Origin of the sequence: Nocardia neocaledoniensis (genome assembly GCF_003182135.1) — a bacterium.
In the GTDB taxonomy this organism is placed as follows: Bacteria; Actinomycetota; Actinomycetes; order Mycobacteriales; family Mycobacteriaceae; genus Nocardia; species Nocardia neocaledoniensis.
The window spans coordinates 142,668-167,374 of record NZ_QGTL01000012.1; the positions used below are offsets into that span (position 1 = coordinate 142,668).

A 24,707-nucleotide genomic window follows, 5' to 3' on the forward strand; every position below is an offset into this window, starting at 1 on the left:
AGCCTGGCGGTATGAGTGATGTGAGCGGGATCCTCGGTCAGCTGGCCGCGCTGCCGGACGCCGAACTGATCTCGGTGCTGCGCGCCGCCGTCGCGGGCAGGCCGGGACTCGGCACGGTCGCGGCCGCGCTCGCCCAGCTCGAGTCGGGTCATGCCGAGACGGGGCCACCTGTGACTCTGGACACGGACGTCATCGACGCCGATGTGGTGCCCGTCGCATCGGAGCAGGTCGGAGGCACGTTCCCGGTACCGCCGGTACCGCATGGCATGCCGGGGGCCGCCGCACCCACCGCGACCGGCGGCTATTCCGCGTCCGGAGTGCCGACATTCGACGCGGTTCGCGATAAGGTCGAGCAGCGTTTCGGCACCGCGCAGGGCCTGGGTGAGCTCGACCGGCAGACCCCGGCGGGGCGCAGTGCCGACGAACAGTGGGAGGCGCGGGAGAAGGCCGCGCGCGAGCGTCTGGCACAGATCCGGAAATCGATGCAGGGCAACGATTCCGGCGCCGACGACAAGTAGCCGCCCCGGCCTCCCGTCCGAGCAACGACCGTGATGGGTGGACCCAGATGACACAGGCGCGCCAGATCGCCGACCGACTGCTCGACGCGCAGGTGGACTTCCTGCTCGCCGAGGTGACCGGCGACCGGTTCGCCGAGGTGATCGCCCGCGACGTGGCCGCCGTGCTGGGCGTGGGCGAGACCATCGTCTTCGGTGACGTCGTGAGCCTGGAGCAGGGCGAGCAGACGGTGGCGACGGTGTTCGACCGGATCGGTGGCAGCCCCGTCATCGCCGACACCGTCGGCGTCTTCGCCGACGCCATCTACGACCACATCGCCGCCAACACCGAGTACACCCTCGGCGACGTCGTCGACCGGGAGCCGGTGGAAGCGCTGCTGGAGAAGATCTTCGGGATGCACCAGGCCCAGGAGCGGATCCTGGACCGGCTCACCGAGAGCCCGCTCGTGGCCACCGTCGCCGCCCGCTTCGTCGACAAGCTGATCGGCGACTTCATGCAGGCCAATCGCGAACGCGCCGAGAAGATCCCGGGCGTTTCCTCGTTGATGTCGCTGGGCCAGTCCGCCGCCAACCGCGCCAAGAAGGTCGCCGACAGCACCTTCGTCGGCGATCTGGCGGGCAAGGGTGCGCTGTTCGCGCTCAAGCGCACCAACAACGCCATCCGCGACATGCTGCGCGACGCGCCGGTGCACTCGGCCGCCATGGAGTTCTGGGACCTGCACGCCGACGAGCCCGTGGCCGGGCTGCGCGAGTACCTCACCCAGAAGGACCTCAACGAACTGGTCCAGATCTGCTACGAGATCGCGGTGACGACCAGGGAGAAGGAATACTTCGGCATGCTCGTGCGCGAATGCGTCGAGGTGTTCTACGAGCGCTACCGCGGCCACACGCTTACCGCCATGCTGCCCGAACTGGGCCTGAGCGCCGAGGACATCAGCACCGAGATCCTGCGCTACGGTCCCGCCGTCATCGAGTCGGCCAAGCGCAACGGCGTGCTCGCCGCGCTGATCCGGGAGCGCCTGGAACCGTTCTTCTACTCCGAGCAGGTGCTCGGGATTCTCGGCGGGGAGTGACGCGCGGCCGCTGTGAGGTTTCGGATACAGAAGGCGCCGTTCGTTTCCGGCGTGTTGAGATCAGTGCACGAATCCCGCACCGGCCCCGCCCCGGATTGACCGCCGCGGTGGGCGCGGGCAAGTTGACACCTGACTGTCGCCGAGCCGCTGGATGACCACCCGCGGTGTCTTCCGAGGAGCAGGTGGGTGCCTTCACTTTCCCGACGGCGGGCCGCGGGCGGCCTGATCCGGCCGCGCACCATCGCCGGTCAGCTGGGCCGGATCCTGGCGGTGTCGCTGGTGCTGGTGCTCGTGCTGCTCGGGCTCACCATGGCCACCCAGGCGTCGGCGTATCGGCGCAGCGGCGAGACCGTCGACGCGGTGGCCCTGGCGCTGCTGGCCCAGGACCTGGTGCATCAGGCGCAGCGGGAACGCGGCCTGAGCAACGGTCTGCTCGGCGGCGACGAGCGGCTCGGGCAGCCGGTGACCGATCAGCGCGCCGAAACCGATGCGGCGCTGCGGGTCCTGGCCGAGGCTGTCGCGACGAGGCCCCCGGGCGCGACCGCGCTGGACGCGGCGCTGAGCCAGCTCGCGGGATTGCCGGGGCTGCGCGCCCGGATCGACACCCGCACGATCACCCGGCAGGCGGCGTTCCAGTTCTACTCCGACAGCGTCGACGCGGTGAACCGGGCGGCGCTCGGTCTCGACCAGGCCCGCGACCCCGCGATCCGGCACGGCCTGCAGGCGCTCTACGCGCTCGGCGACGCCAAGGAGTTCACCGCGCGCGAACGCGGGTTCCTCAACGGAGTGTTCGCGGCGGGTGCGTTCGCCGAGGGGGAGTATCTGCAGTTCCTCGACATCCGGGCCGCCCGCGCCGCCGCGTTCGCCCAGTTCGACCGGGACGCGACCGCCGCGCAGCGCGATCGGATCGACGCGGTGCGCACCGGGGCGAGCGCCGCGCTGGCGGCCAGGGCGGAGAACATCGCGATCGCCTCGATGGCCGGGCCGCTCACCCACCCGGTCGATCCGGCGACCTGGTGGTCGCAGATGACGGAGGTGATCGACGAGCAGCGCACGGTGCAGCAGGCCGTCGGCGCCGACATCCGCGCCCGCGCCGACGACCTGCGCCGCGCCGCCCTGCTCACGCTCGCCGCGTTCGCCCTGGCCGCGCTGCTCGCCGTCGCCGCCGAGGTGGTGCTCGTGATCGCCAGCGTCCGGGCCATCGTGCGCCCGCTGGCCGGGCTGGCGGGCGAAGCCGACGACGTGGCCTCGCGCCGGCTGCCCACCGCGATCGCCGCCTGGCGCGACGCCGACACCGCCCCGCCCGCCCCGGCGCCCGTGCGCACCCCGGCCGGCGCCGGCGTCGAGATCGACGCGGTCGCCCGTGCGCTGGACCGGGTGCAGACCACCGCCTTCGACCTCGCCTCCGAACAGGCGCTGGTGCGGCGCAACACCACCGAGTCGCTGGCCAATTTGGCCCGCCGCAACCAGAACCTGGTACGCAGGCAGCTGAGTCTGATCAGCGAGTTCGAGCGCGAGGAGATGGACCCCAAGGCCCTGTCGAATCTGTTCGAACTCGACCACCTGGCCACCCGCATGCGCCGCAATGCCGAGAGCCTGCTCGTGCTCGTCGGCGAGGCGAGTCCGCGGCGCTGGGCCGAGCCGATCGCGCTCACCGATGTGATCCGGGCGGGGCTCTCGGAGGTCGACGACTACCGGCGGGTGGCGTTGCGCCGCGTCGACGACGTCGCGATCGCCGGCGCCGTGGTGAGCGAACTCGCCCACGCGCTGGCCGAACTCATCGAGAACGGGCTCGCGTTCTCCCCGCCCGACCTCGAGGTGGAGATCTACGGTCGCAAGGTCGCGGGCGGATACCTGCTCGCGGTCGTCGACCACGGCGTCGGCATGGGCGCCGAGCAACTCGCCGAGGCCAACGCGCGGCTGCGCGGCGAGCAGGACTTCATCGTCGCCTCGACCCGCTACCTCGGGCACTACGTCGTCGGCCGCCTCGCCGGTCGGCTCGGCATCGACGTGGAACTCACCACGAGCCCGGTCAGCGGCATCGTCGCCCGGTTGCTGCTGCCACCGAGTGTCCTGGCCGAGGAGAACGTTTCGCGCCCCGTGGAATCCGGAGGCGAACGGATCATCTCCGATGGTGGAACCGACGCAGGCAGCTCGCGCAGGTCCGGTGTCGGCGCGCAGCGGGAGCTCAACGGCGCGGTGGTTTCGGGGCGTGCGGATTCAGCTGCACCGTCTCGTGTGAACGGGTCAGCGGTGGACGCGACGCCTCCTGCGACGAACGGGCTCGCCGGCCCCGGTCCGAGCGACACCGATGCGCGGGCGACCGTGCGCTCCGGCCCGATGCCCGCCGCCGCGCAGGGCGACTCGCCGTACGCGCAGTTCGTCAGTGGCGCAACGCCTTCCCGCCGGGAGCCGCAGGTGCGGGAGTCGGCCGATCCGGGGGACGGCGTCGTCCGGCACGTGGGCCCACGTGCGGCGGCCACCGTCGAGCGCACCCGCAACGGACTGGTGAAGCGGGGCAAACGGGTGAAGACCCCCGAGACCTCGCATTCGCGTTCCGCGTCCGAGCTGAACCGCCCGCCCGTCGTGGAACGCACCCCCGAGCAGACCCGCGGCCTGTTGACCGCGTTCCGTACCGGCCACGACCGCGCGGGCGAGGCCCGTGGCGAGCACCGGCCCCGAACCGAGGAGCTTCGATGACCACCCACCTTCCGACCGCCGACCCGCACACCTTCAACTGGCTGCTCGGCAACTTCGTCCGCGAGACCCACGGCGTGCGCGACACGGTCGCGGTCTCCTCCGACGGGCTGCTCATCGCCATGTCCGACGGACTCGACCGCGCCGGCGCCGACCGCCTGGCCGCGATGGTGTCGGGACTGGCCAGCCTGGCCCGCAGCGCCTCGCGCAGTTACGAATTCGACGGCCTGAAACTGATCATGATCGAGATGCGGCGCGGTTTCCTGCTGGTCTCGGCGCTGGGGGACGGCAGCTGCCTCGGCGTCATCGCCGACGGCGGCTGCGATGTCGGCCTGGTCGGGTACGAGATGGCGGTGCTGGCCGAGCGTGCCGGTGCGCTGCTCGACCCGATGCTCATCGGCGAGCTGCGGGAGTCGTTGCGCAGATGAGAGATCCAGACCGGCCCCGGGTGCCCGATCCGCGCATGATCCCGGTCCGCGCGACCGCAGGCTGGCGCGACCAGGCGGCGCCGACCCCGGCGCGTTCCGCCGACCCCGAGACGGACGACCGATTCGTGCGCCCGTTCGTGGTCACCGCGGGCCGCACCGTCCCCGTGCTGGACGGCCTGCGGCTGGAAACCCTGGTGCAGGCGCCGCCGTCGGCGCTGTCGGCACCGTTGCGCTTCGAGGAGCACACCGTGGTGCGCCTGTGTCAACGACCGCACTCCATCGCCGAAATCGGTGCCGCCCTGCGGGTTCCGGTCGGCATCGCGAAGGTGATCGTCGGTGACCTGGCCGCAGCGGGCCGGGTGGGCGTGCGTGACGCGCCGGATCTGTCGACCGCCGCCATCGAGAGGATCAGGGATCTTGTTCGGGCACTCTGAATTCCGTCCGCCCACTCCGGTCATGCCGTCGTCGGTGAAGGTCGTCGTCAGCGGCGGCTTCGGCGTCGGGAAGACCACGTTCATCGGCGCGATCTCCGAGATCGAACCACTGGTCACCGAGGCGTCGATGACCGAGATGTCGCTCGGCGTCGACGACGCGGGCCACCGCGCCGACAAGACGGCGACCACCGTGGCCCTGGACTTCGGCCGCATCACCCTGGACTCCGAGCTGATCCTCTATCTGTTCGGCACGCCCGGCCAGGATCGCTTCGTGTTCCTGTGGGACGACCTGGTCGACGGCGCGCTGGGCGCCGTCATCATCGTCGACACCGGCCGCGTCGAGGACTGCTACCCGGTCCTGGACTACTTCGAGGACCACGACACCCCGTTCGTGGTGGTGGTCAACCGCTTCGACGGCGCCACCCACTTCGACCTGGCCGAGGTCCGCGAGGCCCTCGGCCTCGACGACTGGATCCCGGTCCTCGACTGCGACGCCCGCGACCGCGACTCCGTCCGCGACACCCTGGTGGCCCTGCTCGAGCAGGTCCTCCTGCACCGCGCCCGGCCCCGCCACCGCGAGGTCAGCTGAGCGCGGGACGCCGCGTCAGTGCCGAGGCAGCGTCAGCCCCCAGTGCGCGAGGTGGAAGTTCTCCGCGGTGACAGTGATCGGGGTGTCGGTGAACTGCCTGCCGCCCAGGATGTTTCGGAGGAAGTCGCGGACCGTGGTGGGCTGGGAGTCCAGCTCGGCGAGTGTCTGTCGCGGTATCTCGACGGTGCCGTCGAAGGCGCGCGGTTGGGCGGTGATACCCGGCTGCTGGGGCGTCTGCCGCAGTCCGTCCACGGTGTGCAGCACGAGGTCGACCCCGGTGCCGTCCGCGAAGTCGACGCGCAGCGGGGTGGGGGAGACGGCCGGGTCGAAGGACTGGATCCGCGCGGTCCACCCGTGATCCGACACACCGCGATAGTCGTACGGGGAGACCGGGCCGAGGGTGTCCGCGGAACGATCGACCGGCGAATTCTCCAGTGGCGCACCGGCCAGCGGCTGATCGGTGGCGACGAACGACCACGCCGGGTCGGTGAGTGTCTTGCGCCAGTACCCAGTCCTTCGGCGCGCTGAGCGCGTGGTCCAACGTAAGGAAGCCCGCGCCTCACAGCCAGCCCGCCGCGCCGAAACCGATGAGGGCGACGGCGTCGACGCCGAAGATCGCGCCGACGGTCAACGCCTTGGCGCGCACGGTCGGCAGGTCGTGCACCAGGAAGCAGGCGGTGAAGAACGGGACGTACCCGACGATCCAGATCAGGAACGGGAATCCCGGCTGCCACCACGACCAGTCCCAGGTGAGCACGCCCGCCTTGTTCAGCAGCACCTCGACGCCCACCGCCGCCGCCGAGTTCGCCGCGATCAGCACCGGTCGGTTCGGCAGCCCGAAGATCCGGGTCTCCTCGGGCGGCAGCATCTTCGCCGCCGCGATGCCCATGATCGCGAACATGAAGCAGATCTCGATGTTCAGCCCGATCAGGATCTGATACGCCGTCGGTCCGCTCGCCGCCCACACCGGCGCCCGCTCGGTGACATGGAAGACCAGCGCGTTCCAGATCTCGTTGAACCAGTCCATGCCCCACAGCGCGAGCCCGGCGAACAGCACGTTCCAGTTCCGCCGCTCGACCTCGACCGCGTAGACGTAGATGACGAGCAGCAGGAGTGGAATGACGTACCACTTGAACTGATCGGCATCGCGGAGCAACTCCAGTGCGGCCCTGGCATTGTCGGTCACCGGGTGGCCTCCTGCTCATCTCGTCGAACCGCGCGAGTATGTAACAGATCACCATCAAACGTCAATGTGTATCGCCGACACGGGTTCGCGGTGTCACTTCCCGGTGAGCGACTCGGTCAGTTTCGTTCCGCCGGTCGCCCAGGCGACGCACTGGACGGTGGTGGACTTGCGGTAGGAGGCCTCGTCGGCCGGGGCGTAGGACATCAGTTCGACGACCGCGTTCGCCGTGCTCGCCTCGATGATCGGGGTCGCGTGGGTGACGCAGAGGGTCTTGCCCGCCTCGCGGGCGGCGGTCTCGTTCTCCCACGCCGTGAGGTGGCCGACGTAGACGACCTCGCCGTCGTGCGGCTTGTCGCAGGATCGCGTCGGCAGCGAGTACACCGTGCCGGTGGACGACGGCTTGTCGACACAGCGGCCCGCCGTGAGATCGTCCATCTCGCTGCGGCCGTGCGGGTCGGTGACGCCGCGGTACACGACGGCGCCGACTGCCGAGGCGCCCAGGACGACAGCGCCGATCACCGCGGCGATGATCAGTCCCCTGTTGCGCTTCGGTGGCTGGGGCGGCCGCGGGTAGCCCGGCCCGACCGGCACCTGGTAGTGCGGCGGATACCCCGCGACGGGCCCCTGGTGGTGCGGCGGCCGAGGGGCCGGCCCTGGGAGCGGCGGCTGCCCGCCCCTCGGGTACGGCGTCGGCCCGTGCGGATGTGCTGGTCCCCCTGGATGATTCACCCGATCACCCTATCGGGACCGCCGGGCGGCCCCGGCAGGGTGTCAGCGGCTGCCGAGGGGAACGCCGAAGAGGGTGGCGAACTTGGCGGCCAGGGTGTCGCCGAGGAAGGCGAGGGCGCCGGGGGTGGCGGCCATGGTGCCCGCGTCGGAGGTGGTGCAGCCGCGTGGGGCGGGGATGCCGTCGAGGCGGTCGCGCAGCCACAGCAGGGCGGCGGGGCCACCGACGACCTCGGCGACGATGTGCTCGCTGGCGTGGTCGCGGGTGTAGGTGAGGGAGGTGTCCGGGTCGCGGCAGTAGGTGTCGACGAGGGTGTCGGTGGCGGCCAGCGGGAGGATCTCGTCCCACGCCGAATGCCAGACGAACAGCGGCATGTCGGGCACGGTCTTGCCCATGCGGGTGTCGTCGAGCATGGCCGCGACCGGCGGATCGTCGAGCGGATTGCCGTCGGAGCCGATCATCCCGGTGAGATTGAGGAACGGCAGCAGCGCGGACTGGTACTGCACGCACAGCGGCGACTTGATCGCGCTCAGGCCCTTGCCCAGCGGGTCGAGCCGCTGATCGAGGTAGGCGGCGAAATCGGGGTACTCCCGGGTGAGTCCGAGGACGGCGGCGAAGACCAGACCCGAGGTGAGCTGATTGTTGGCCATGCTGAGCGCTGCGCCCAGATCGGCGCCCACCCCGCCCTCGGCCGCGCCCACGATGTTCAGCTCGGGCGCGTAGGTCGCGTGCAGCTCGGCGGCGTGGCCGGTCGCGATCGACCCGCCGGAGTAGCCGTAGAGGCCGACCGGCCCACCCTCGCCCACCTCGAGCGGCGCGAACCCGGTCGCGGCACGGATGCCGTCGAGGGTGATCCGCCCGGCCAGCGGTCCGGCGGCGTACGCCGAGTTCGGGCCCTGATGATCGGGCACGACGACGGCCCAGCCCTGGGCCAGTGCGGCCTGCGCGAACAGGAACTCGGCGGGCACCACGACCTGTCCGGCGATCGGCGCGACCGAAAGATGTTGCAGCGCATAGGACGGCGCGCAATAGCCGGCGGTCGAGTCCTCGGCGAGCTGTACCGAGAGCAGCTTGCGGGGTGAGACCGCCTGTCCGCGCGGCTTGATCAGCGTGGCGACGGCGGGGATCGCCTCGTCACGGCTGTTGTTCGAGCGGTAGGACACCTGCCAGGCGTCGACGGCGATCGGCAGCACGCCGAAATCGGCGACGGTGACCTGTCTGGCCGCGATGATCGCGCCGGGTTCGGTCGCCGCCACCACGTCGGCGGGCGGCAGGTAGAAGCCCGGATCGAGCTCGGGCGGCAGCGGAATCACCGGTGCGGGCGCTATCGCGGCGGGCTCGGCCACGACCGGACCGGCCGCCACCACGGTGGCCGCCGCGAGCACGGTCGTGGCCAGGGCGAACCAGCGCGGAACCAGGGGAGATCTCATCGTGCACAGTCCTCACATTCATTGAGACGCCTTCGTCTCAATGACGGCTACTATGGCACGGGTGTGGCGTGGATCGCAATCAGCGCGGGGGAGGGACCGAGGTCAGCGCGTTGAGCAGGGTGGTGAAGACGTCGACCAGCTCCTCGACGGGTGGTCGCGGGTCGTCGTGGCTCCACTGGTGGACCGCGCCGTTCACCGCGCCGATGAAGGCCGCCATCGCCACCCGCCAGCCGCCCGGCGGGGTGCGCGTGTCCGAGCGGCCGCTCGCGATGCCGGCCACCACCTCACCCCACTGGTCCCTGATCCGGGCCCGGTGCTCTTCGATCGCCGGGCTCACGCCGACGATCTCCACGAAAGCGACCTTGGCGCACCGGATGTCCTCGGTGATCGAGGTCGTGTAGGCCCGCACCGCCGCGTCGATGAGCGTGCTCACCTCCGTGCTGTCCGCGGCCGCCAGCGCCGCCACGACCGCGTCCCTGGCCTTGCCCTGCACCGTGTCGTACACCGCGACCAGCAGTTCCTCGCGGCCGGCGAACTGTTCGTAGAACTGCCGTCGCGACAACCCCGCCGCCGCGCACACATCGGTCAGCGAACTGTTGGCGTAGGACTTCTCCGCGAACACCGTCAATCCGGCCTCGATGAACAGCGCCCGCCGCTCGACCTGCCGTTCGGCGACCGAGGTGCCGCTGTAGTTGTGTCGAGTCCGCGCCGATTTCACTCCCCCGAGCCTACTGACCACCGCGACGGCGGGGCCGCGCGCCCGTCACCGCGCCTACCCTGGCCGCATGGGCGAACAGAAGCGGCGGATGCTGGCGGGCGAGTTGTACCGTGACAGCGATCCGGAGTTGGTGGCCGAGCGGGTGCGGGCCCAGCGGTTGTGCGACGAGTTCAACCGGACCGGTCCGGAGGAGACCGCGCGGCGGACCGAGGTGCTCGGTGAGCTGCTGGGCAAGCTGGGGGAGGGGTCGTGGATCATGCCGCGCTTCCAGTGCGACTACGGCTATCTCGTCGAGATCGGGACGAACAGCTTCCTCAACTACGACGCGATCCTGCTCGACTGCGCGCCGATCGTGATCGGCGACGACTGCTCGATCGGTCCGCGCTGTCAGCTGCTCACCGCGTTGCATCCCATGGACGATCACGAGAAGCGCAGGCAGCGTTGGGAATCCGCGGCGCCGATCCGGATCGGGAACAACGCCTGGTTCGGCGGCGGCGTCATCGTGTGCCCCGGAGTCACCCTCGGTGACGACGTGGTGGTCGGCGCGGGCAGCGTGGTCACTCGTGACCTGCCGGATCGGGTGTTCGCCGCCGGCAACCCCGCGCGGGTGATCCGGGAACTGTAGCCACCACCGGCGCGCGTCGCCGGGTCGCGTTCGGCGGCGCACGGCCATACTGTTCTTCCATGGGCGAATCGCGAACGGTGCAGGAGCAGGAAGCGACCCGGCCGCTGCGGGAGGACATCCGGTTCCTCGGCGGCATCCTGGGCGACACCATCCGCGACCACGAGGGCCCCGAGGTCTTCGACCTGATCGAGCGGGTGCGCACCGAGGCGTTCCGGGTGCGCCGCGAGGAGGTCGAGCGCAGCGCCGTCGCCGACATGCTCGACGGCACGCCCACCGAGGTCGCGATCCCGCTGATCCGGGCCTTCAGCTACTTCGTGCTGCTGGCCAACCTGGCCGAGGACATCCAGCGTGACCGCCGCCGCGCCGCGCACGTCGCCGCGGGCGAACCCCCGCAGGACTCCTCGCTGGCCGCCACCTACGCCAAGCTCGACGCGGCCGCGCTCGACGGCGCGACGGTGGCCGAACAGCTCACCGACGCGCTCGTCTCGCCGGTGATCACCGCGCACCCCACCGAGACCCGCCGCCGCACCGTCTTCGACGTGCAGGCCAAGATCACCGAGCTGATGCGGCTGCGGCGCAGGCTCGAACCGGGCGATCCCGGCCTGGCCGACACCGAGCTGCGGATCCGCCGCGAGGTGCTCACGCTGTGGCGGACCGCGCTGATCCGGCTGGCGCGGCTGCGGATCCAGGACGAGATCTCGGTCGGTCTGCGCTATTACGACCTGACCCTCTACGACGTCATCCCGGCGATCAACGCTCAGGTGCGCGCGGCGCTGCGGGCGCGCTGGCCCGAGGTGGAACTGCTGCCGCGGCCGATCCTGCGCCCCGGTTCCTGGATCGGCGGCGATCGTGACGGCAACCCCTTCGTCACCGCCGAGGTCGTGCACACCGCCGCCGAACAGGCCGCCGCCTACGCGTTCGGCCGGTACCTGGACGAGCTGGTGGAGCTGGAGAAGTCGCTGTCGCAATCGGCGCGGCTGGTGCGCGTGAGTCCCGAGGTCGCCGCGCTGGCGGAGGCCGGCTATCCCGACCCGGCGGTCTTCGCCGACGAACCGTATCGCCGTGCGCTGCACGCGATCCGGGCCCGGCTCAGCGCTACGGCCGCCGGCGCCCTCGACGAGCTGCCCGAACACGGCCTCGCCACCGACGCCGCGCCCTACGCCACCCCGCAGGACGTCCTCGACGATCTCGACGCGATCGACGCCTCGCTGCGCGCGAGCGGGGACGCCCTGCTCGCCGACGACCGCCTTGCCGATCTGCGCCACGCCGTGGAGACCTTCGGCTTCCACTTGCAGGGCCTGGACCTGCGGCAGAACTCCGAGGTGCACGAACAGGTCGTCGCCGAACTGCTGGCCTGGTCGGGCGCGCACGCCGACTACGCGAGCCTGTCCGAGGCCGCGCGGGTGGAGCTGCTGGCGAACGAATTGCGCACGCGCCGACCGCTGCTCGGCCCGAACGCGCGGCTCAGCGAACTCGCCACCAAGGAACTGGGCGTGCTGCGCGCCGCGAAGGACGTGATCGACACCTTCGGCGCCGCCGCGGTGCCGAACTACATCATCAGCATGTGCACCTCGGTCAGTGACATGCTCGAGGCCGCGCTGCTGCTGAAGGAGGCGGGCATCCTCGACCCCGGATCGCTCGCGGCCACTCCGCGCAGCCCCGTCGGCATCGTGCCGCTGTTCGAGACCATCGAGGACCTCAGCGCCGGCGCCGACACCTTGGCCGCGGTGCTCGAGGTGCCGGTGTACCGCGAGCTGGTCGCGGCGGCGGGTATGCGCCAGGAGGTGATGCTCGGCTACTCCGATTCCAACAAGGACGGCGGCTACCTCGCCGCGAACTGGGCGCTGTACCGGGCGGAACTGGACCTGGTCGAGGTGGCGCGCAAGTCGGGGATCCGGCTGCGGCTGTTCCACGGGCGCGGCGGCACCGTCGGCCGCGGTGGCGGTCGCAGTTACGACGCCATCCTGGCCCAGCCCGCCGGCGCGGTGCGCGGCTCGCTGCGGCTCACCGAGCAGGGCGAGGTGATCGCCGCGAAGTACTCCGAACAGGGCGCGGCGCACCGCAATCTGGAGTCACTGATCGCGGGCACCCTGGAATCGACCCTGCTCGACGTGGAGGGCCTGGGCGAGGACGCCGAACCGGCCTACGCGCTGCTCGACGAGCTGGCCGCGCGCGCCCGTACCGCCTACGCGCGCCTGGTGCACGAGACGCCCGGCTTCGTCGAATACTTCCGGCAGTCCACCCCGGTCGCCGAAGTCGGTGACCTGAACATCGGTAGCCGTCCCGCTTCGCGTAAGCCCACCAATTCGGTCTCCGACCTGCGCGCGATCCCGTGGGTGATGGCCTGGAGCCAGGCACGGGTCATGCTGCCCGGCTGGTACGGCACCGGGACGGCGCTCGAGGACTGGGTGGGCGGGGACGCGGGCCGCCTGGCCCGGCTGACCGAGCTGTACCGGCGCTGGCCGTTCTTCCGCACGGTGCTGTCGAATCTGGCGCAGGTGATGGCCAAGAGCGACCTCGACATCGCCGCCCGCTACGCGGACCTGGTCACCGACGAGACGCTGCGCGCCCAGATCTTCGGCATGATCCGCGACGAACACGCCCGCACCATCCGCATGTACGAGGCGGTCACCGGGCACGCGGAACTGCTCAGCGACAACCCGTCGCTGGCGGAGTCGATCCACAACAGGTTCCCGTACCTGGAGCCGCTCAATCAGCTCCAGGTGGACCTGCTGCGCAGGCTGCGCGGCGGTGACGATTCCGAACTGGTGAAGCGGGGCATCCTGCTCACCATGAACGGCCTGGCCACCGCGCTGCGCAACTCGGGCTAGCTAGAGGCAGACGCTGATGGTGATCGGGCCCACCGGAATCCCGGTGCAGATGGACACCGAGCCGACGACGGGTGCTGCCGTGGCGGCCGAGGCGGTACCGGCGCCGACGGCGGTGACGGACAGGGCGAGGGCGGCGACGGCGAGCGGCCGGGCGGTCTTGGCGAACATAGGCTGATCCTCGGGTAGAACGGGTCGAACGGCCCCCGGGACGAGGGCCGCCCCATCACAACACGGGTCGGCGGCCGCTGTCCTCGACATCGCGGAATGGCTCAGTCCGTGACGACCGCGATCGCGTCGATCTCCACCAGCATCTCCTCGCGGGGCAGGCCCGTGAAGACCGTGGTGCGCGACGGCAGGACGCCGCTCGTGGTGTGCGCGGTGACGAATTCACCATACGCCTCGTTCATGATCGCGAAGTCCTCCCTCTTGGTGAGGTAGACCCGCAGCATCACCACGTCGTCGAAGGTGGCGCCGGACGCCTCGACGATCGCGCGCACGTTCTCCAGCGTGCGCGTCGTCTGGGCGGCGACATCGCCGGGGTACAGGTACTCGTTGGTCTTCGGGTCGACCGGGCCCTGGCCCGAGACCTGCACGAACGGGCCCTTGCGCACGCCCTGGGAGAAGGTGTGGGCGGGCGCGGGGGCCTCGGCGGTGCGCACGGCGATCTTGTCGGACATGGGGTTCAGCCTTTCCTCGGGGTGGGGTCTCGGCGGGGTGTCCAGCCGAGTTCGGTGGAGATGGCGTCGGCGGTCGCCCGCACCTGGGGCAGCAGCGCCAGCACCTGGTCGTGGTCGAGCAGGACGTCGGGCACCGACACCGACACGGCGGCGACCACGGCGCCGATGCCGTCGCGCACGGGCACGCCGATGCAGTTGACGAAGCTCTCGTGCTCCTCGTGGTCCTCGGCGAAGCCTTGCGCCGCTACGCGGTCCAGCTCCGCCAGGTACTGCTCCGGGGTGCGCAGGGTCTTCGTCGTGAACGGGTGGAAGTCCAGGCGCGCGGCCACCGCGGGCCATTCCGAGCGTGGCAGCGCGGCGACGAGGACCTTGCCGACGGCCGTGCAGTGCAACGGCGCGGGGCGGCCGATCCGGGAGTACATCCGCACCGACTGCTCGGCGTCGACCTTGTCGATGTAGACCGCGTCGCCGGATTCGTAGGCGGCCAGGTGCACCGTCTGCCCGGTGGCGGCGCCGAGCGCGCTCAGATGCGGGCGGGCGACGGTGCGCACATCGCGATTCTCCAGTGCGCGACTGGCCAATTCGAACATCCGGGTGCCCAGCGAATACCGGTGTGCGGCATCGCGGACGACGAACCGGTCGGCCTGCATGGTCTGCAGCAGTCGCAGCACCGTCGACTTGTGCACGCCCAGTCGCGCCGCCAGTTCGTCGAGGGACTGCGAATCCTCGCCGAGGGCGATGAGAATGGACAGGGCGCGCGACACGCTTTGACTCATGGCCCGATGGTCCCATCCAGTGCGTCGGGGTAGCGCAGCCCGGCCCACTCCCGGTCGGTCAGTGCGGCGAGCCGCCGGATCTCTTGCGCCGGTGGCAGTTTCGCGGCGTCGCCGGTGGCGGTGAGCGCGGCGGCGGCGCAGAGATGGCCGTAGCGCAGCCGGGTGCGCGGGTCGACGCCGTGCAGCAGGGCGGCGAGGTAGCCGCCGGCGAACGCGTCGCCGGCGCCGATGCGTTCGGTGATCTCGAGCGCCAGCGCGGGCACTTCCACCGCCGTGTCGCCGTCGAAGGCGAGCACGGTGTGCTTGTCGTTCTTGATGATCAGCTGGGCCGGTTCGGGGAACAGCGCCCGCAGCGCGGCCGGGTCGCCGGTGCCGAAGATCTCGGCGGCCTCGTCGGCGCCGAGCAGGGCCACGTCCGCGCCGCGGACATGGGCGGCGAGTTCGTCGGCGGCCGCGTCGACGCGCGAACCCCACAGGGCCGGACGGTAATTGAGGTCGAAGCTGACGAGGCGGCCGCGCCGGGGCAGGGCGATCAGGGTGCGGGTGAGTTCGTTCGCCGAGGCCGACAGCGCCGGGGTGATTCCGGTGAAGTGCACCAGATCGGCGCGATCGAGCAGACCCGCCGCGATCCTGGGCGCCAGATCGGCGGGGGAGAGCGCGCTACCCGCCGACCCGGCCCGGTAGTAGTGCATGCGACTGGCGTGGGCGGGCAGGTCGTGGGGTGCGCCCGAGCCGCTGCCGCGCTCCTTGACGTAGAGCCCGGTCGGGTGGTCCGGATCGACGGTGACGGCGCCGACGTCGACCCCGCCGGCGGCGAGCTGGGCCACCAGGTAGCGGCCGAAGCCGTCGTCGCCGACGCGCGACACCCACGCTGTCGAGACGCCGAGCTGGGCGAGCACCAGGGCCACATTCGCCTCGGCCCCACCGGCCCCGCGGTCGAACACCGCGGACTGTTCCAGGGGGCCGGAACGGGCGACGAGCACGGCGAGCCCCTCGCCGACGGTGACCGCCCGCGGCGGCGTCGCTGTTGCCTGTGTCACCTTTTCCGCCCTTTCGTGCTTGCCATCACTGCCCTCGAGATGCACAATAACGAGCAGAAACATTTCATGCAACCGGCGTTGCGCATTATGCAATGCACGCTCGACATGAACCACGGAAGGGAAGCTGTGACTATCGACAACGCCGTCGTGGACGCGCTGGCCGAGGAGTCGCTCGGGCCAGGGGACAAGAGCGCGCCGCCCGCGGCCTGGGGGCGCACGGTGCGCGAGTACCTCTCCGGCGCACCGGAACTCGCGCGATGGCAGACCCCGCTGCTCACCCTCGACCGGGAGCGGCTCGACGCCAATCTCGCGCTGATGGCGGAGTGGACGGCCGCGGCGGGCGTCGCGCTGGCCCCGCACGGCAAGACGACGATGGCGCCGCAGCTGTGGCGCGAACAGCTCACCGCGGGCGCGTGGGCGATCACCCTCGCCACCGGTTGGCAGGCTCAGCTCGCGCGGTCCTTCGGCGTCGGCCGGATCATGCTGGCCAATGCGCTCGTCGATCCGATCGGATTGTCCTGGGTCGCCGCCGAATCCGCGCGCGACGCCGGGTTCGAGTTCTTCTGCTGGGCCGACAGCGTGGCCACCGTGGAACTGATGGACAAGATCCTGCGCGACGCCCCCGCCGCCCCGCCCGTACGGGTGCTCGTCGAACTCGGCGGCGCGCACGGGCGCACCGGGGCGCGCACCCGCGCGCAGGCCCACGAGGTCGCGGCCGCCATCGGGCACAGTGAACGCCTCGTTCTCGCCGGTGTCGCCGGCTACGAAGGGGCGCTGGCGCACGACCGCAGCGCCGCCGGGATCGCCGCCGTGCGCGGCTACCTCGGCGAACTCGCCGCCCTGCACACCGACCTCGTGACCGCCGGGGCGTACCGGGGTCCGGCGGTGGTCACCGCGGGCGGCAGCGCCTACCCCGAACTCGTGGTCGGCGAACTCGCCCGGCTGGCCGACGACACCACCACCGTCGTGCTGCGCAGCGGCGCCTACTTCATCCACGACGACGGCTTCTACGCCGGGATCTCGCCGCTGGCCGCCCCGGCGGTGAACCCGGGTCTGCGCGCCGCCATGCACGGCTGGGCCCGCGTCGTGTCGCGCCCCGAACCCGAACTCGCCCTGCTCGACGGCGGCAAGCGCGACTTCCCGTTCGACGAGGGGCTGCCGGTGCCGCAGCTGGTGGTCGGCGGCACGCTGCCCGCGGGCGCCGAGGTGACCGCGCTCAACGATCAGCACACCTTCCTGCGGCTGCCCGGCGCGGACGCCGCCGAGCTGCCGGTCGGCAGCATCGTCCGGCTCGGCCTCTCGCACCCGTGCACCGCCTTCGACAAGTGGCGGCGCATCCCGGTGATCGACAGCGCCGCGGCCGCGAATCCCCGCGTGGTCGACCTGATCCGCACCTACTTCTGACGGATGACCATGACGGACACTCTCTTCCGCGACATCGACATCGTCGACGGCACCGGCGCCCCGCGCCGCCGCGGCGACGTGCTCGTGCGCGACGGCCGGATCGCCGAGGTCGCGGCCCCGGGCACGATCACCGCCGACGCCGGCGTCGTGGCGACCCGGCCGGGTTCGGTCCTGGCGCCGGGATTCATCGACATGCACGCGCACTCCGACCTCCACCTGCTCACCCACCCCGAGCACACGCCCAAGATCACCCAGGGCGTGACCACCGAGGTGATCGGCCAGGACGGCCTGTCCTACGCGCCGATCGACGACGCCGCGCTCGCGGTGGTGCGCAAGCAGATCGCGGGCTGGAACGGCAACCCCACCGATCTCGACTTCTCCTGGCGCACCGTCGGTGAGTACCTGGACCGGCTCGACCGGGGCATCACCCCGAACGCCGCCTACCTCGTCCCGCAGGGCACGCTGCGGCTGCTCGTCGTCGGCAGCGAGCAGCGTCCGGCCAGCACCGCCGAGATCGACCGGATGTGCGCGGTGCTGGCCCAGGGCCTCGACGAGGGCGCGGTCGGCATGTCGAGCGGGCTCACCTACACCCCTGGGATGTACGCCGATACCGGCGAACTCGCCGCGCTGTGCTCGGTGGTGGCGACCTACGGCGGCTTCTACGCCCCGCACACCCGCTCCTACGGCGCCGGCGCGCTCGAGGCCTACGCGGAGATGATCGGGCTGGCGAAGTCGACCGGCTGCGCCCTGCACCTGACCCACGCCACCATGAACTTCGGCGTGAACCGCGGGCGCGCACCGGAATTCCTCGCCATGGTCGCCGCGGCGCGGGCCGAGGGCGCCGACATCACCCTCGACACCTACCCCTACCTGCCCGGTTCGACGACGCTGTCGGCGTTGCTGCCGAGCTGGGCGATGTCGGGTGGACCCGACGCCGCGCTGGCCCGGCTCGACGATCCGGCCGAACGCGCCAGGATCGTCGCGGACGTGAACGTCAACGGGTCCGACGGCTGCCACGGTGTCACCGTCGAATGGGAGACCATCCAGATCAGCGGCGTCGCCCAGGACGAACTGTCGGGCTACGTCGGGCGTACCGTCGCAGGGATCGCGGCCGAGGAGGACCGCGAACCGGTCGCGGTGTTCTTCGACCTGCTGCGCCGCGATCAGCTCGCGACGACGATCCTGCAGCACGTCGGCCACGAGGAGAACGTGCGCGCCATCATGGTCGACCCCGGTCACATGGGCGGCAGCGACGGCCTGCTGGTCGGCGCGCGGCCGCATCCGCGCGCCTGGGGCACCTTCCCGCGCTACCTGTCGCGCTATGTCCGCGAACTCGGCGTCCTCGAGCTCGAGGACTGCGTGCACCACCTGACCGGCCGGCCCGCCGCCCGGCTGCGCCTGGCCGATCGCGGCCTGATCCGTCCCGGCTACGCCGCCGACCTCGTCGTGTTCGATCCGGCGACGATCCACGACACGGCGACCTTCGAAGACCCACGCCAACAGGCGCGTGGCATCCAGCACGTGCTGGTCAACGGTGCGTTCGCGCTGGCCGACGGCACCGCGACCGGCGTGCGCGCCGGCCGCGCCCTGCGGATGGACGCCACGCGAGAGGAGACCCGATGAACCCGCTGCTCAGCTCGTCGTCCGAGGCCATCGAGGTGATCCGGGCCGACCGCGCCCTCACCGTGGTCCGCGCGCCCGAGATCCCCGACCCGGCCGGGCTCGCCCGCACCCTCGCCGGAGCGGGCATCCGCGCCGTCGAGCTCACCTTCACCACGCTCGGCGTGCTCGAGGCGGTACGCACGGCGTCCACCGTGCGGGAGGCCGTCGTCGGGGTGGGTACCGTGACCACCCGCGCGCAGGCCGAGGCCGCGATCGAGGTGGGCGCCCGCTTCCTGGTGACGCCCGCGCTGCGGCCCGAGGTCGCCGAAGTGGCTGTCGCGCACGGGATCCCGGTCGTCATGGGTGCCTTCACGCCGTCGGAGGTGCTGGCGGCGGTCGAGCTGGGCGCCGCGGTGGTGAAGATCTTCCCGGCCCGCGCCTTCGGTCCGGCGTATCTGAAGGATCTGCGCGGCCCCTTCCCGCACGTCGACCTGATCCCCTCCGGCGGCGTCAATGCCAAGAACGCCCGCGACTTCCTGCGGGCGGGCGCGATCGCCGTCTCCGCGGGCACCGACGTGGTGGCCCCCGCCGACGTCGCGAGTTCGCGTTGGTCTCAGATCGGCGCCAACGCCGAACGCTTCGTCCATTCGCTTGATTGAGAGGTACTCCCATGGGCGCCACTGTCGACTGGTTGCGCACCACCACCCCCGGGTTGCTGGTGCTGTGCGGTCTCGCGATCGCCGTGCTACTCATCGCCATCATCAAGGTCAAGCTCGAGCCGTTCGTCGCGCTCCTGCTGACCGGTCTGCTGTTGGCCCTCGCCGCCGGGCTCCCGGTGGCCCAGATCGTCGGCACCCCGCTGAAGGCCGGTGAGTCCCTGCTGGAAACGGGCTTCGGCGGCATCCTCGGCCACATCGCGGTGATCATCGGTCTCGGTACCGTGCTCGGCGCGATCCTGGAGCGATCCGGCGGCGCCGACGTGCTCACCGACCGGCTGCTGCGGACCTTCGGCGAGAAGGGCGCACCGGTCGCGATGGGCCTGCTCGGCCTCATCTTCGGTATCCCCGTCTTCTTCGACATCGGCATCTTCGTGCTCGCGCCGCTGGTGTACGTCGCGGCCAAGCGGGGCGGGCGGTCGCTGGTGCTCTACGCCATGCCCATGCTGGCCGGCCTGTCGATGACGCACGCCTTCCTGCCGCCGCACCCCGGTCCCGTCGCGCTCGGCGGCCTGCTCGGCGTGAGCCTGGGTTGGTTGATCATCATGGGATTCGTCTGCGGCATCCCGGGTTTCATCGCCGCGGGCATCGTGTGGGGCACCTGGATCGGCAAGCGCGTGCAGGTCGACGTGCCCGCCGAGTTCGTGCCGCTCGAGCCGAACGGTGCGGGCGGGTCCGGGGCGAACGGCGAGTCCGGCGACCTCGAGGGCAGCGGCGGCACCGCGGTGGTCACCAAGTCGCCGCCGTCGGTGGCGCTGATCGGCGCGATCATCGCCATTCCGCTGGTACTCATCCTCGGCGCCACTTTCGGTTATCAACTGCTGGACAAGGATTCGGCCCTGCTGCAGGTGCTCACCTTCTTCGGCACCCCCGCGGTGGCGCTGCTCATCACGGTGCTGGTGGCCTTCTACCTGCTCGGCATCCGGCGCGGGTCCACCGTGCAGGAGCTGAGCACGATCACCGCCGAATCGCTCAAGCCGGTCGGCATGGTGCTGCTGGTGGTCGGCGCCGGCGCCTTCTTCGGCAAGGTCATCTCCGCCACCGGGATCGGCACCGCGCTGGCCGACACCATGTCCGCGGCCGGGCTGCCGGTGATCGTGCTGGCCTACCTGATCAGCTGTGGTCTGCGGATCGCGCAGGGCTCGGCGACGGTCGCGATCGTCACCACCGGTGGCATCGTCGCGCCGCTGGTGGCGAGCGAGGGCTACTCGCAGATGTCGATCGCGCTGATCGCCATGGCCATCGCGGCGGGCTCGATCATCCTCAGCCACGTCAACGACGGTGGCTTCTGGATCATCGCGAAGTACTTCAACATGACGGTGAAGCAGACCCTGCAGACCTGGACGGTGCTCGAGACCGTGCTGTCGGTGGTGAGTTTCGTGGTCGCGGCGGTGCTGTTCGCGATCGTCAGCTGAGGTCGGCGCTCAGCGCGTCGACGAGTCGGCGCAGGGCGGCGCGGGGATCGGTTCCGGTCTCCGCGCCGCTCAGTCCGTGCACGATGACACCGTCCAGGTAGTCCACCAGGATGCCGGTGTCGGCGGCGCCGAATCCGACCCGGGCGGCCAGCTCGACCGCCTGCGCGCGCAGGCGCCGGTGCGCGCGGTGCAGCGCGTCGAGCAGCGCGGGCATGGTCTGGGCCTCGCCGAACAGGGCCAATCGGGCCAGCGTGCGGGCCCGGCCAGGGCCGGTGGCCTGCTCGGCGAACGCGACCATCCCGTCGACGAGGTGGTCCAGGGTCGGCGGGCCGAGTGCCCCTCCGGTGGTCTCCCACTCGCCGCGATCGCGGTCCTCCAGGCGCTCGGCGATCCCGATCAGCAGGGCCTGCCTGGTGCGGAAGTAATTGGACGTCGACCCGACCGGGACGGCGGCGGTCTCGTCGACGGCGCGGTGGGTCAGGGCGCGCGCACCACGCGACCCGAGGAGCTCGATCGCGGCGTCGAGAATCTGTTCACGCTTGCTGGCCACCCCGCGATACTACGCCCGTAGTGACTCGCACTACATCAGTAGTAAAGTGCACTACAGCAGTAGTAGCGTGAGGCGCGTACCTGCTCACGAGGGAGAACGCGATGTCCACAGCAATCGTCGTCGGTGGCGGCATCGGGGGTTTGGCGACCGCACTGGCGCTGACGCGACAGGGCTGGTCGGTGGAGCTGCTCGAGCGCGCGCCCGAGATCACGGCCGTGGGGTCGGGAATCTCGCTGTGGTCCAACGCCTTGCGCGCGCTGGACGAGCTCGGCGTCGGCGCCGCGGTGCGCGGGCACGGGATCGAGGACGTGTCGGCCGGGATCCGCGACAGCAAGGGCCGTTGGCTCTCGCGGACCGACGTGGCGACGATGCGCGAGCGATTCGGTGCCCCCGTCCTGATCCACCGCGCCGACCTGCTCGACATCCTGCGCGCCGCCGTGCCCGAAGGCGTTGTGCGGACCGGTGTTTCCGTCACCGAGGCCGATCCCGACGGCACCGTCCGGCACTCGGCGGGCGTGTCGACCGCGGACCTGGTTGTCGGCGCCGACGGGATCCGCAGTGTGGTCCGGCGGGCGGTGTGCGGTGAGGTGGCGCCCCGCTACGCCGGCTACACCGCCTGGCGCGCGGTGGTCCACCCCGACGCGCCGCTGACCGAGTTCGGTGAGACCTGGGGGCGCGGCGCGCGTTTCGGTCTGGCCCCGCTGGCCGACGGCCGCGTCTACTGCTTCGCCGTCTACAACGCCGCCGAGCACGCTCCCGGCTCCCTCGCCGAGGTGCGCGCCCGCTTCGCCGGCTGGCACGCCCCCGTCCCCGCCCTGCTGGCCGCCGCGGACGCGGACACGGCGCTGCACAACGACATCTACGAACTGCCACCGCTGCCGACCTATACGGCGGGGCGCATCGCCCTGCTCGGCGACGCGGCCCACGCCATGACGCCGAACCTCGGACAGGGCGGCTGCCAGGCGCTCGAGGACGCCGTGGTGCTGGCCCGGCTGGCAGGCGAGCCCGACGGACTCGCCCGCTACGACCGGGAGCGCCGTCCCCGCACGCAGATGATCGTCACCCGCTCGGCGCGCATCGGCACCATCGCCCAGCTCGCCTCCCCGCCGCTGGTCACTCTGCGCGACAACGCCTTACGGCTCGCCCCCGCCTCGATGGCCTTGCGATCGATGGCACAGATCCTCGACTGGCGCCCCTGATCAGAGCGGCACGGGCTCGTTCGCCGCCGCCCAGGTCCTCTCGCCCTCGGAGCCGGGCAGGGGTGGGTACTGCCCGGCGATCATCCAGAGATCCCGGGGCGATTCGTAGGTGTGGAATTCCCAGTGCAGCCCGCGGTCGCGAGTGAAGGGCTCCATCACGGAATTGAGTCTGCGGGTGGACTTTTCGCGCATCACCGGGTCGTCCAGATGTCGCGCCAGGTGCTCGACGACGATACGGACGGTGTCCTCGGAGGCCGCCCCGCCGACGTAGAACGAGGACTGCTCGATCTCCTTGAACAGCACCACGACATAGAAGGCGGGCAGGCCGACGCCGGTATAGATCTCGGTGATCGCCTGCGCGAAGTGCTCTTTGTCCTTGTCGGAGTAGCTGTTCGCGGGATGGTAGATGTGCCACAGCGGCATGGGGTGTCTCCTGGAGAGTCGGTGCCGGTCAGCGGCTCAGGGGGATGGTCAGTCCTTCGACGGGTCCGGACAGCGCCGCCTTGACGGTGCGGGTGATCTCGTCGACGAGCACCTCGCTCTCGCCCAGCTCCACGCCGTCGCAGACGCTCGCGGCGACCCGCTCCGGCGCGATCTTGGCGAACGGCAGGTCGCGGACCATGTCGGTGTCCGCGAAAGCCAGATGCACGCCGGTCACCTGGGTGCGCTGGGCCGCGAGTTCGATCCGGACCGAATTGGTCAGCGACCAGAACGCGGCCTTGGACGCGCCGTACGCGGCGGCGCCGGCGCCCCACGACAGCACCGAGTGGATGTCGACCAGGGCCCCGCCGCCGCGCGCGGCCAGGATCGGCGCGAAGGCCTGGATCACCCGCAGCGGCCCGAAGACGTTGGTGTCGAAAGTGGCGATCACGTCGGCGATGTCGCCGCTCAGCAGGGGCGCGGGCAGGAGCACGCCCGCGTTGTTGATCAGGATGTCGACATCGCCCGCGGTCGCGGCGAGCGCGGTGACCGAGGCGGGGTCGGTCACGTCGAGCGGTACCGGGACGATCCGGGAATCGCTGTCGGGTTGTGGGTTTCGCGCGGTCGCGTACACCTTGGCGGCGCCGCGCCGGAGCAGCTCCTCGGCGAACGCGCGCCCGAGTCCCCGTTGTCCGCCCGTCACCAGCGCGACCGATCCGGCGATCGTGGTCATGGAATTCCCTTCGTAGACCTGTCCGAGATTTAGATTATGGACATCATCTATTCGGATGCGCAAGACTTGTCCGTACCGATCGCATGCCGCGCCAGGCGGGTGCGAGCCGTCCGGAAGGAGACCTCATGGCGCGGGCGTCCCGTGCGCAAGCCGAGTCGCATCGGCGCGAGATCGTCGACGCGGCGGCGGCCCGGGTGCGCGAGTGCGGGGTCGACGGCCTCACGGTTCCGGAGATGATGGCCGCCGCCGGACTCACCCACGGCGGCTTCTACCGGCACTTCAGCTCCAAATCCGACCTGGTCGTGCAGGCCTGCGCGGCGGCCTACGCCGAGAAGATCCGCGACATGGACGAGATCCGCGCGGAGAGTCCCGACGGTCCGTCGGCGCGGGAGACGTTCATCGAGCGCTACCTGTCGACCATGCACCGTGATCACCCCGGACGCGGCTGCGGCATCGCGGCCACCGCCGCGGACGCCGCGCGCGCACCGGCAGGCAGCCCGCTGCGCGGCGCCTACCTCGAGGGACTCGAGAACATGGTCGCGAAACTGGCCGAGTTCGGCGCGGACCCCGGCGCCGACGACACGGCGGCACTGCTCGAGGTCTCCCTGATGGTGGGCGCGTTGACCCTGGCCAGAGCGGGAGCCGACGACGAGGCGCGCTCGGCGCGAATTCTCCAGGTGGCCAAGGACTTCCTCCTCGGCGATCAGTCCGGCGCCGCAGCGTCTCCCCGGGTCGACCCGGCCTCGTAGGCCACGATCGCCGCCTGGACCCTGTTGTCCGGATCCAGGCGCCGCAGGATCGCGCCGACGTGGAACTTCACCGTCGCCTCCGCGAGAAACAGTGCGACCGATGTGGCGTTGGACAGCCCGCGCCCTGCGACAGCGGCTGCCGCGAGGAGGGCGCGATGCATGGTGTCGACCGT

At 71.1% G+C, this 24,707-nt stretch carries 27 protein-coding genes; 14 read left to right on the forward strand and 13 right to left on the reverse strand.

Annotated elements, in window-relative coordinates; all coding sequences use genetic code 11:
• The first annotated feature begins 11 nt into the window (after positions 1-11).
• The 6 genes from DFR69_RS27065 to DFR69_RS27090 all read left to right on the forward strand — a co-directional run bounded on the left by DFR69_RS27065 (position 12) and on the right by DFR69_RS27090 (position 5,736).
• The gene (locus DFR69_RS27065; protein ID WP_110040462.1) at positions 12-518 is read left to right on the forward strand and encodes a PspA/IM30 family protein; all 507 of its coding nucleotides are present in this window, start codon (positions 12-14) and stop codon (positions 516-518) included.
• A gap of 47 nt (positions 519-565) precedes the next feature.
• Positions 566-1,588, forward strand: coding sequence for a hypothetical protein (locus DFR69_RS27070; protein WP_110040463.1), 1,023 nt, complete (start codon positions 566-568; stop codon positions 1,586-1,588).
• A gap of 186 nt (positions 1,589-1,774) precedes the next feature.
• Entirely contained in the window at positions 1,775-4,288 is a 2,514-nt protein-coding gene (locus DFR69_RS27075) for a sensor histidine kinase (RefSeq protein ID WP_110040464.1), read from the forward strand.
• A complete protein-coding gene (locus DFR69_RS27080) occupies positions 4,285-4,713 on the forward strand; it encodes a roadblock/LC7 domain-containing protein (RefSeq protein WP_110040465.1) in 429 nt (142 codons plus the stop codon). Before DFR69_RS27075 ends, DFR69_RS27080 begins: the two co-directional genes overlap by 4 nt.
• A complete protein-coding gene (locus tag DFR69_RS27085) occupies positions 4,710-5,147 on the forward strand; it encodes a DUF742 domain-containing protein (protein ID WP_110040466.1) in 438 nt (145 codons plus the stop codon). Before DFR69_RS27080 ends, DFR69_RS27085 begins: the two co-directional genes overlap by 4 nt.
• Before the next feature lie 22 nt (positions 5,148-5,169).
• A complete protein-coding gene (locus tag DFR69_RS27090; protein ID WP_110040467.1) occupies positions 5,170-5,736 on the forward strand; it encodes a GTP-binding protein in 567 nt (188 codons plus the stop codon).
• Between the two features lie 15 nt (positions 5,737-5,751).
• On the opposite strand, the gene DFR69_RS27095 is transcribed toward DFR69_RS27090, so the two are convergent.
• The 5 genes from DFR69_RS27095 to DFR69_RS27115 form a co-directional block, all read right to left on the reverse strand.
• Positions 5,752-6,102, reverse strand: coding sequence for a hypothetical protein (locus tag DFR69_RS27095; protein ID WP_110040468.1), 351 nt, complete (start codon positions 6,100-6,102; stop codon positions 5,752-5,754).
• 193 nt (positions 6,103-6,295) lie between these two features.
• Entirely contained in the window at positions 6,296-6,922 is a 627-nt protein-coding gene (locus DFR69_RS27100; RefSeq protein WP_110040469.1) for a hypothetical protein, read from the reverse strand.
• Between the two features lie 93 nt (positions 6,923-7,015).
• A complete protein-coding gene (locus DFR69_RS27105) occupies positions 7,016-7,441 on the reverse strand; it encodes a hypothetical protein (RefSeq protein ID WP_146229434.1) in 426 nt (141 codons plus the stop codon).
• Between the two features lie 252 nt (positions 7,442-7,693).
• Complete coding sequence (locus DFR69_RS27110) at positions 7,694-9,079, reverse strand: lipase family protein (RefSeq protein ID WP_244198481.1); 1,386 nt, start codon at positions 9,077-9,079, stop codon at positions 7,694-7,696.
• Between the two features lie 79 nt (positions 9,080-9,158).
• Positions 9,159-9,797: a TetR/AcrR family transcriptional regulator gene (locus tag DFR69_RS27115; RefSeq protein WP_110040471.1), complete on the reverse strand. Its 639-nt coding sequence runs from the start codon at positions 9,795-9,797 to the stop codon at positions 9,159-9,161.
• Between the two features lie 67 nt (positions 9,798-9,864).
• Here DFR69_RS27115 and DFR69_RS27120 point away from each other — a divergent pair, with 67 nt between their 5' ends.
• Both DFR69_RS27120 and ppc read left to right on the forward strand, forming a co-directional pair.
• Positions 9,865-10,422, forward strand: coding sequence for a sugar O-acetyltransferase (locus tag DFR69_RS27120; RefSeq protein WP_110040472.1), 558 nt, complete (start codon positions 9,865-9,867; stop codon positions 10,420-10,422).
• A 59-nt stretch (positions 10,423-10,481) separates the two neighbouring features.
• Positions 10,482-13,253 (forward strand): phosphoenolpyruvate carboxylase, encoded by a 2,772-nt coding sequence (ppc, locus tag DFR69_RS27125; protein ID WP_110040473.1) that lies wholly within the window; start codon positions 10,482-10,484, stop codon positions 13,251-13,253.
• Here the strand turns inward: ppc and DFR69_RS34635 are convergent, their stop codons facing one another.
• The 4 genes from DFR69_RS34635 to DFR69_RS27140 all read right to left on the reverse strand — a co-directional run bounded on the left by DFR69_RS34635 (position 13,254) and on the right by DFR69_RS27140 (position 15,746).
• Positions 13,254-13,421, reverse strand: coding sequence for a hypothetical protein (locus tag DFR69_RS34635; protein WP_167456415.1), 168 nt, complete (start codon positions 13,419-13,421; stop codon positions 13,254-13,256).
• Positions 13,422-13,522: 101 nt separating this feature from the next.
• Entirely contained in the window at positions 13,523-13,930 is a 408-nt protein-coding gene (locus DFR69_RS27130; RefSeq protein ID WP_110040474.1) for a RidA family protein, read from the reverse strand.
• Positions 13,931-13,935: 5 nt separating this feature from the next.
• Positions 13,936-14,706, reverse strand: coding sequence for an IclR family transcriptional regulator (locus tag DFR69_RS27135; protein ID WP_110040475.1), 771 nt, complete (start codon positions 14,704-14,706; stop codon positions 13,936-13,938).
• Positions 14,703-15,746, reverse strand: a complete 1,044-nt coding sequence (locus tag DFR69_RS27140; RefSeq protein ID WP_244198482.1) for a sugar kinase — start codon at positions 15,744-15,746, stop codon at positions 14,703-14,705. Before DFR69_RS27140 ends, DFR69_RS27135 begins: the two co-directional genes overlap by 4 nt.
• A 105-nt stretch (positions 15,747-15,851) precedes the next feature.
• On the opposite strand from DFR69_RS27140, the gene DFR69_RS27145 reads away from it, so the two are divergent.
• Genes DFR69_RS27145 through DFR69_RS27160 form a run of 4 tightly spaced genes read left to right on the forward strand, consistent with a single transcriptional unit; the run spans position 15,852 to position 20,883 of the window.
• Positions 15,852-17,150: a type III PLP-dependent enzyme domain-containing protein gene (locus tag DFR69_RS27145; protein WP_110040556.1), complete on the forward strand. Its 1,299-nt coding sequence runs from the start codon at positions 15,852-15,854 to the stop codon at positions 17,148-17,150.
• Positions 17,151-17,159: 9 nt separating this feature from the next.
• On the forward strand, positions 17,160-18,773 hold the full coding sequence (locus DFR69_RS27150) for an N-acyl-D-amino-acid deacylase family protein (protein WP_186817341.1): 1,614 nt from the start codon (positions 17,160-17,162) through the stop codon (positions 18,771-18,773).
• The gene (locus DFR69_RS27155) at positions 18,770-19,411 is read left to right on the forward strand and encodes a bifunctional 4-hydroxy-2-oxoglutarate aldolase/2-dehydro-3-deoxy-phosphogluconate aldolase (protein WP_110040478.1); all 642 of its coding nucleotides are present in this window, start codon (positions 18,770-18,772) and stop codon (positions 19,409-19,411) included. Before DFR69_RS27150 ends, DFR69_RS27155 begins: the two co-directional genes overlap by 4 nt.
• A gap of 11 nt (positions 19,412-19,422) precedes the next feature.
• The gene (locus DFR69_RS27160) at positions 19,423-20,883 is read left to right on the forward strand and encodes a GntP family permease (protein WP_110040479.1); all 1,461 of its coding nucleotides are present in this window, start codon (positions 19,423-19,425) and stop codon (positions 20,881-20,883) included.
• On the opposite strand, the gene DFR69_RS27165 is transcribed toward DFR69_RS27160, so the two are convergent.
• Positions 20,876-21,433 carry a TetR/AcrR family transcriptional regulator gene (locus tag DFR69_RS27165; protein WP_110040480.1) on the reverse strand — a complete coding sequence of 186 codons (558 nt, stop codon included), beginning with the start codon at positions 21,431-21,433 and terminating at the stop codon, positions 20,876-20,878. The genes DFR69_RS27160 and DFR69_RS27165 overlap by 8 nt on opposite strands.
• A 101-nt stretch (positions 21,434-21,534) precedes the next feature.
• Between DFR69_RS27165 and DFR69_RS27170 the strand changes: the two genes are divergently transcribed.
• Positions 21,535-22,632, forward strand: a complete 1,098-nt coding sequence (locus DFR69_RS27170) for an FAD-dependent oxidoreductase (protein WP_110040481.1) — start codon at positions 21,535-21,537, stop codon at positions 22,630-22,632.
• Here the strand turns inward: DFR69_RS27170 and DFR69_RS27175 are convergent, their stop codons facing one another.
• Positions 22,633-23,055 (reverse strand): tautomerase family protein, encoded by a 423-nt coding sequence (locus DFR69_RS27175; RefSeq protein WP_110040482.1) that lies wholly within the window; start codon positions 23,053-23,055, stop codon positions 22,633-22,635. It abuts the gene before it with no gap.
• Positions 23,056-23,083: 28 nt separating this feature from the next.
• On the reverse strand, positions 23,084-23,785 hold the full coding sequence (locus tag DFR69_RS27180) for an SDR family oxidoreductase (RefSeq protein ID WP_110040483.1): 702 nt from the start codon (positions 23,783-23,785) through the stop codon (positions 23,084-23,086).
• Between the two features lie 125 nt (positions 23,786-23,910).
• Between DFR69_RS27180 and DFR69_RS27185 the strand changes: the two genes are divergently transcribed.
• The gene (locus DFR69_RS27185) at positions 23,911-24,534 is read left to right on the forward strand and encodes a TetR/AcrR family transcriptional regulator (RefSeq protein ID WP_110040484.1); all 624 of its coding nucleotides are present in this window, start codon (positions 23,911-23,913) and stop codon (positions 24,532-24,534) included.
• Here the strand turns inward: DFR69_RS27185 and DFR69_RS27190 are convergent.
• The gene (locus DFR69_RS27190; protein ID WP_110040485.1) at positions 24,489-24,695 is read right to left on the reverse strand and encodes a LuxR C-terminal-related transcriptional regulator; all 207 of its coding nucleotides are present in this window, start codon (positions 24,693-24,695) and stop codon (positions 24,489-24,491) included. The genes DFR69_RS27185 and DFR69_RS27190 overlap by 46 nt on opposite strands.
• Between the last annotated feature and the right edge of the window lie 12 nt (positions 24,696-24,707).

Excerpts from the sequence above, each read along its gene's own strand:
- DFR69_RS27065 (WP_110040462.1), top strand. The coding sequence starts at position 12 with ATGAGTGATGTGAGCGGGATCCTCGGTCAGCTGGCCGCGCTGCCGGAC.
- DFR69_RS27070 (WP_110040463.1), top strand. The coding sequence starts at position 566 with ATGACACAGGCGCGCCAGATCGCCGACCGACTGCTCGACGCGCAGGTG.
- DFR69_RS27080 (WP_110040465.1), top strand. The coding sequence starts at position 4,285 with ATGACCACCCACCTTCCGACCGCCGACCCGCACACCTTCAACTGGCTG.
- DFR69_RS27085 (WP_110040466.1), top strand. The coding sequence starts at position 4,710 with ATGAGAGATCCAGACCGGCCCCGGGTGCCCGATCCGCGCATGATCCCG.
- DFR69_RS27090 (WP_110040467.1), top strand. The coding sequence starts at position 5,170 with ATGCCGTCGTCGGTGAAGGTCGTCGTCAGCGGCGGCTTCGGCGTCGGG.
- DFR69_RS27110 (WP_244198481.1), bottom strand. The coding sequence starts at position 9,079 with ATGAGATCTCCCCTGGTTCCGCGCTGGTTCGCCCTGGCCACGACCGTG.
- DFR69_RS27120 (WP_110040472.1), top strand. The coding sequence starts at position 9,865 with ATGGGCGAACAGAAGCGGCGGATGCTGGCGGGCGAGTTGTACCGTGAC.
- ppc (WP_110040473.1), top strand. The coding sequence starts at position 10,482 with ATGGGCGAATCGCGAACGGTGCAGGAGCAGGAAGCGACCCGGCCGCTG.
- DFR69_RS34635 (WP_167456415.1), bottom strand. The coding sequence starts at position 13,421 with ATGTTCGCCAAGACCGCCCGGCCGCTCGCCGTCGCCGCCCTCGCCCTG.
- DFR69_RS27130 (WP_110040474.1), bottom strand. The coding sequence starts at position 13,930 with ATGTCCGACAAGATCGCCGTGCGCACCGCCGAGGCCCCCGCGCCCGCC.
- DFR69_RS27135 (WP_110040475.1), bottom strand. The coding sequence starts at position 14,706 with ATGAGTCAAAGCGTGTCGCGCGCCCTGTCCATTCTCATCGCCCTCGGC.
- DFR69_RS27145 (WP_110040556.1), top strand. The coding sequence starts at position 15,852 with ATGAACCACGGAAGGGAAGCTGTGACTATCGACAACGCCGTCGTGGAC.
- DFR69_RS27150 (WP_186817341.1), top strand. The coding sequence starts at position 17,160 with ATGACGGACACTCTCTTCCGCGACATCGACATCGTCGACGGCACCGGC.
- DFR69_RS27155 (WP_110040478.1), top strand. The coding sequence starts at position 18,770 with ATGAACCCGCTGCTCAGCTCGTCGTCCGAGGCCATCGAGGTGATCCGG.
- DFR69_RS27160 (WP_110040479.1), top strand. The coding sequence starts at position 19,423 with ATGGGCGCCACTGTCGACTGGTTGCGCACCACCACCCCCGGGTTGCTG.
- DFR69_RS27170 (WP_110040481.1), top strand. The coding sequence starts at position 21,535 with ATGTCCACAGCAATCGTCGTCGGTGGCGGCATCGGGGGTTTGGCGACC.
- DFR69_RS27175 (WP_110040482.1), bottom strand. The coding sequence starts at position 23,055 with ATGCCGCTGTGGCACATCTACCATCCCGCGAACAGCTACTCCGACAAG.
- DFR69_RS27180 (WP_110040483.1), bottom strand. The coding sequence starts at position 23,785 with ATGACCACGATCGCCGGATCGGTCGCGCTGGTGACGGGCGGACAACGG.
- DFR69_RS27185 (WP_110040484.1), top strand. The coding sequence starts at position 23,911 with ATGGCGCGGGCGTCCCGTGCGCAAGCCGAGTCGCATCGGCGCGAGATC.
- DFR69_RS27190 (WP_110040485.1), bottom strand. The coding sequence starts at position 24,695 with ATGCATCGCGCCCTCCTCGCGGCAGCCGCTGTCGCAGGGCGCGGGCTG.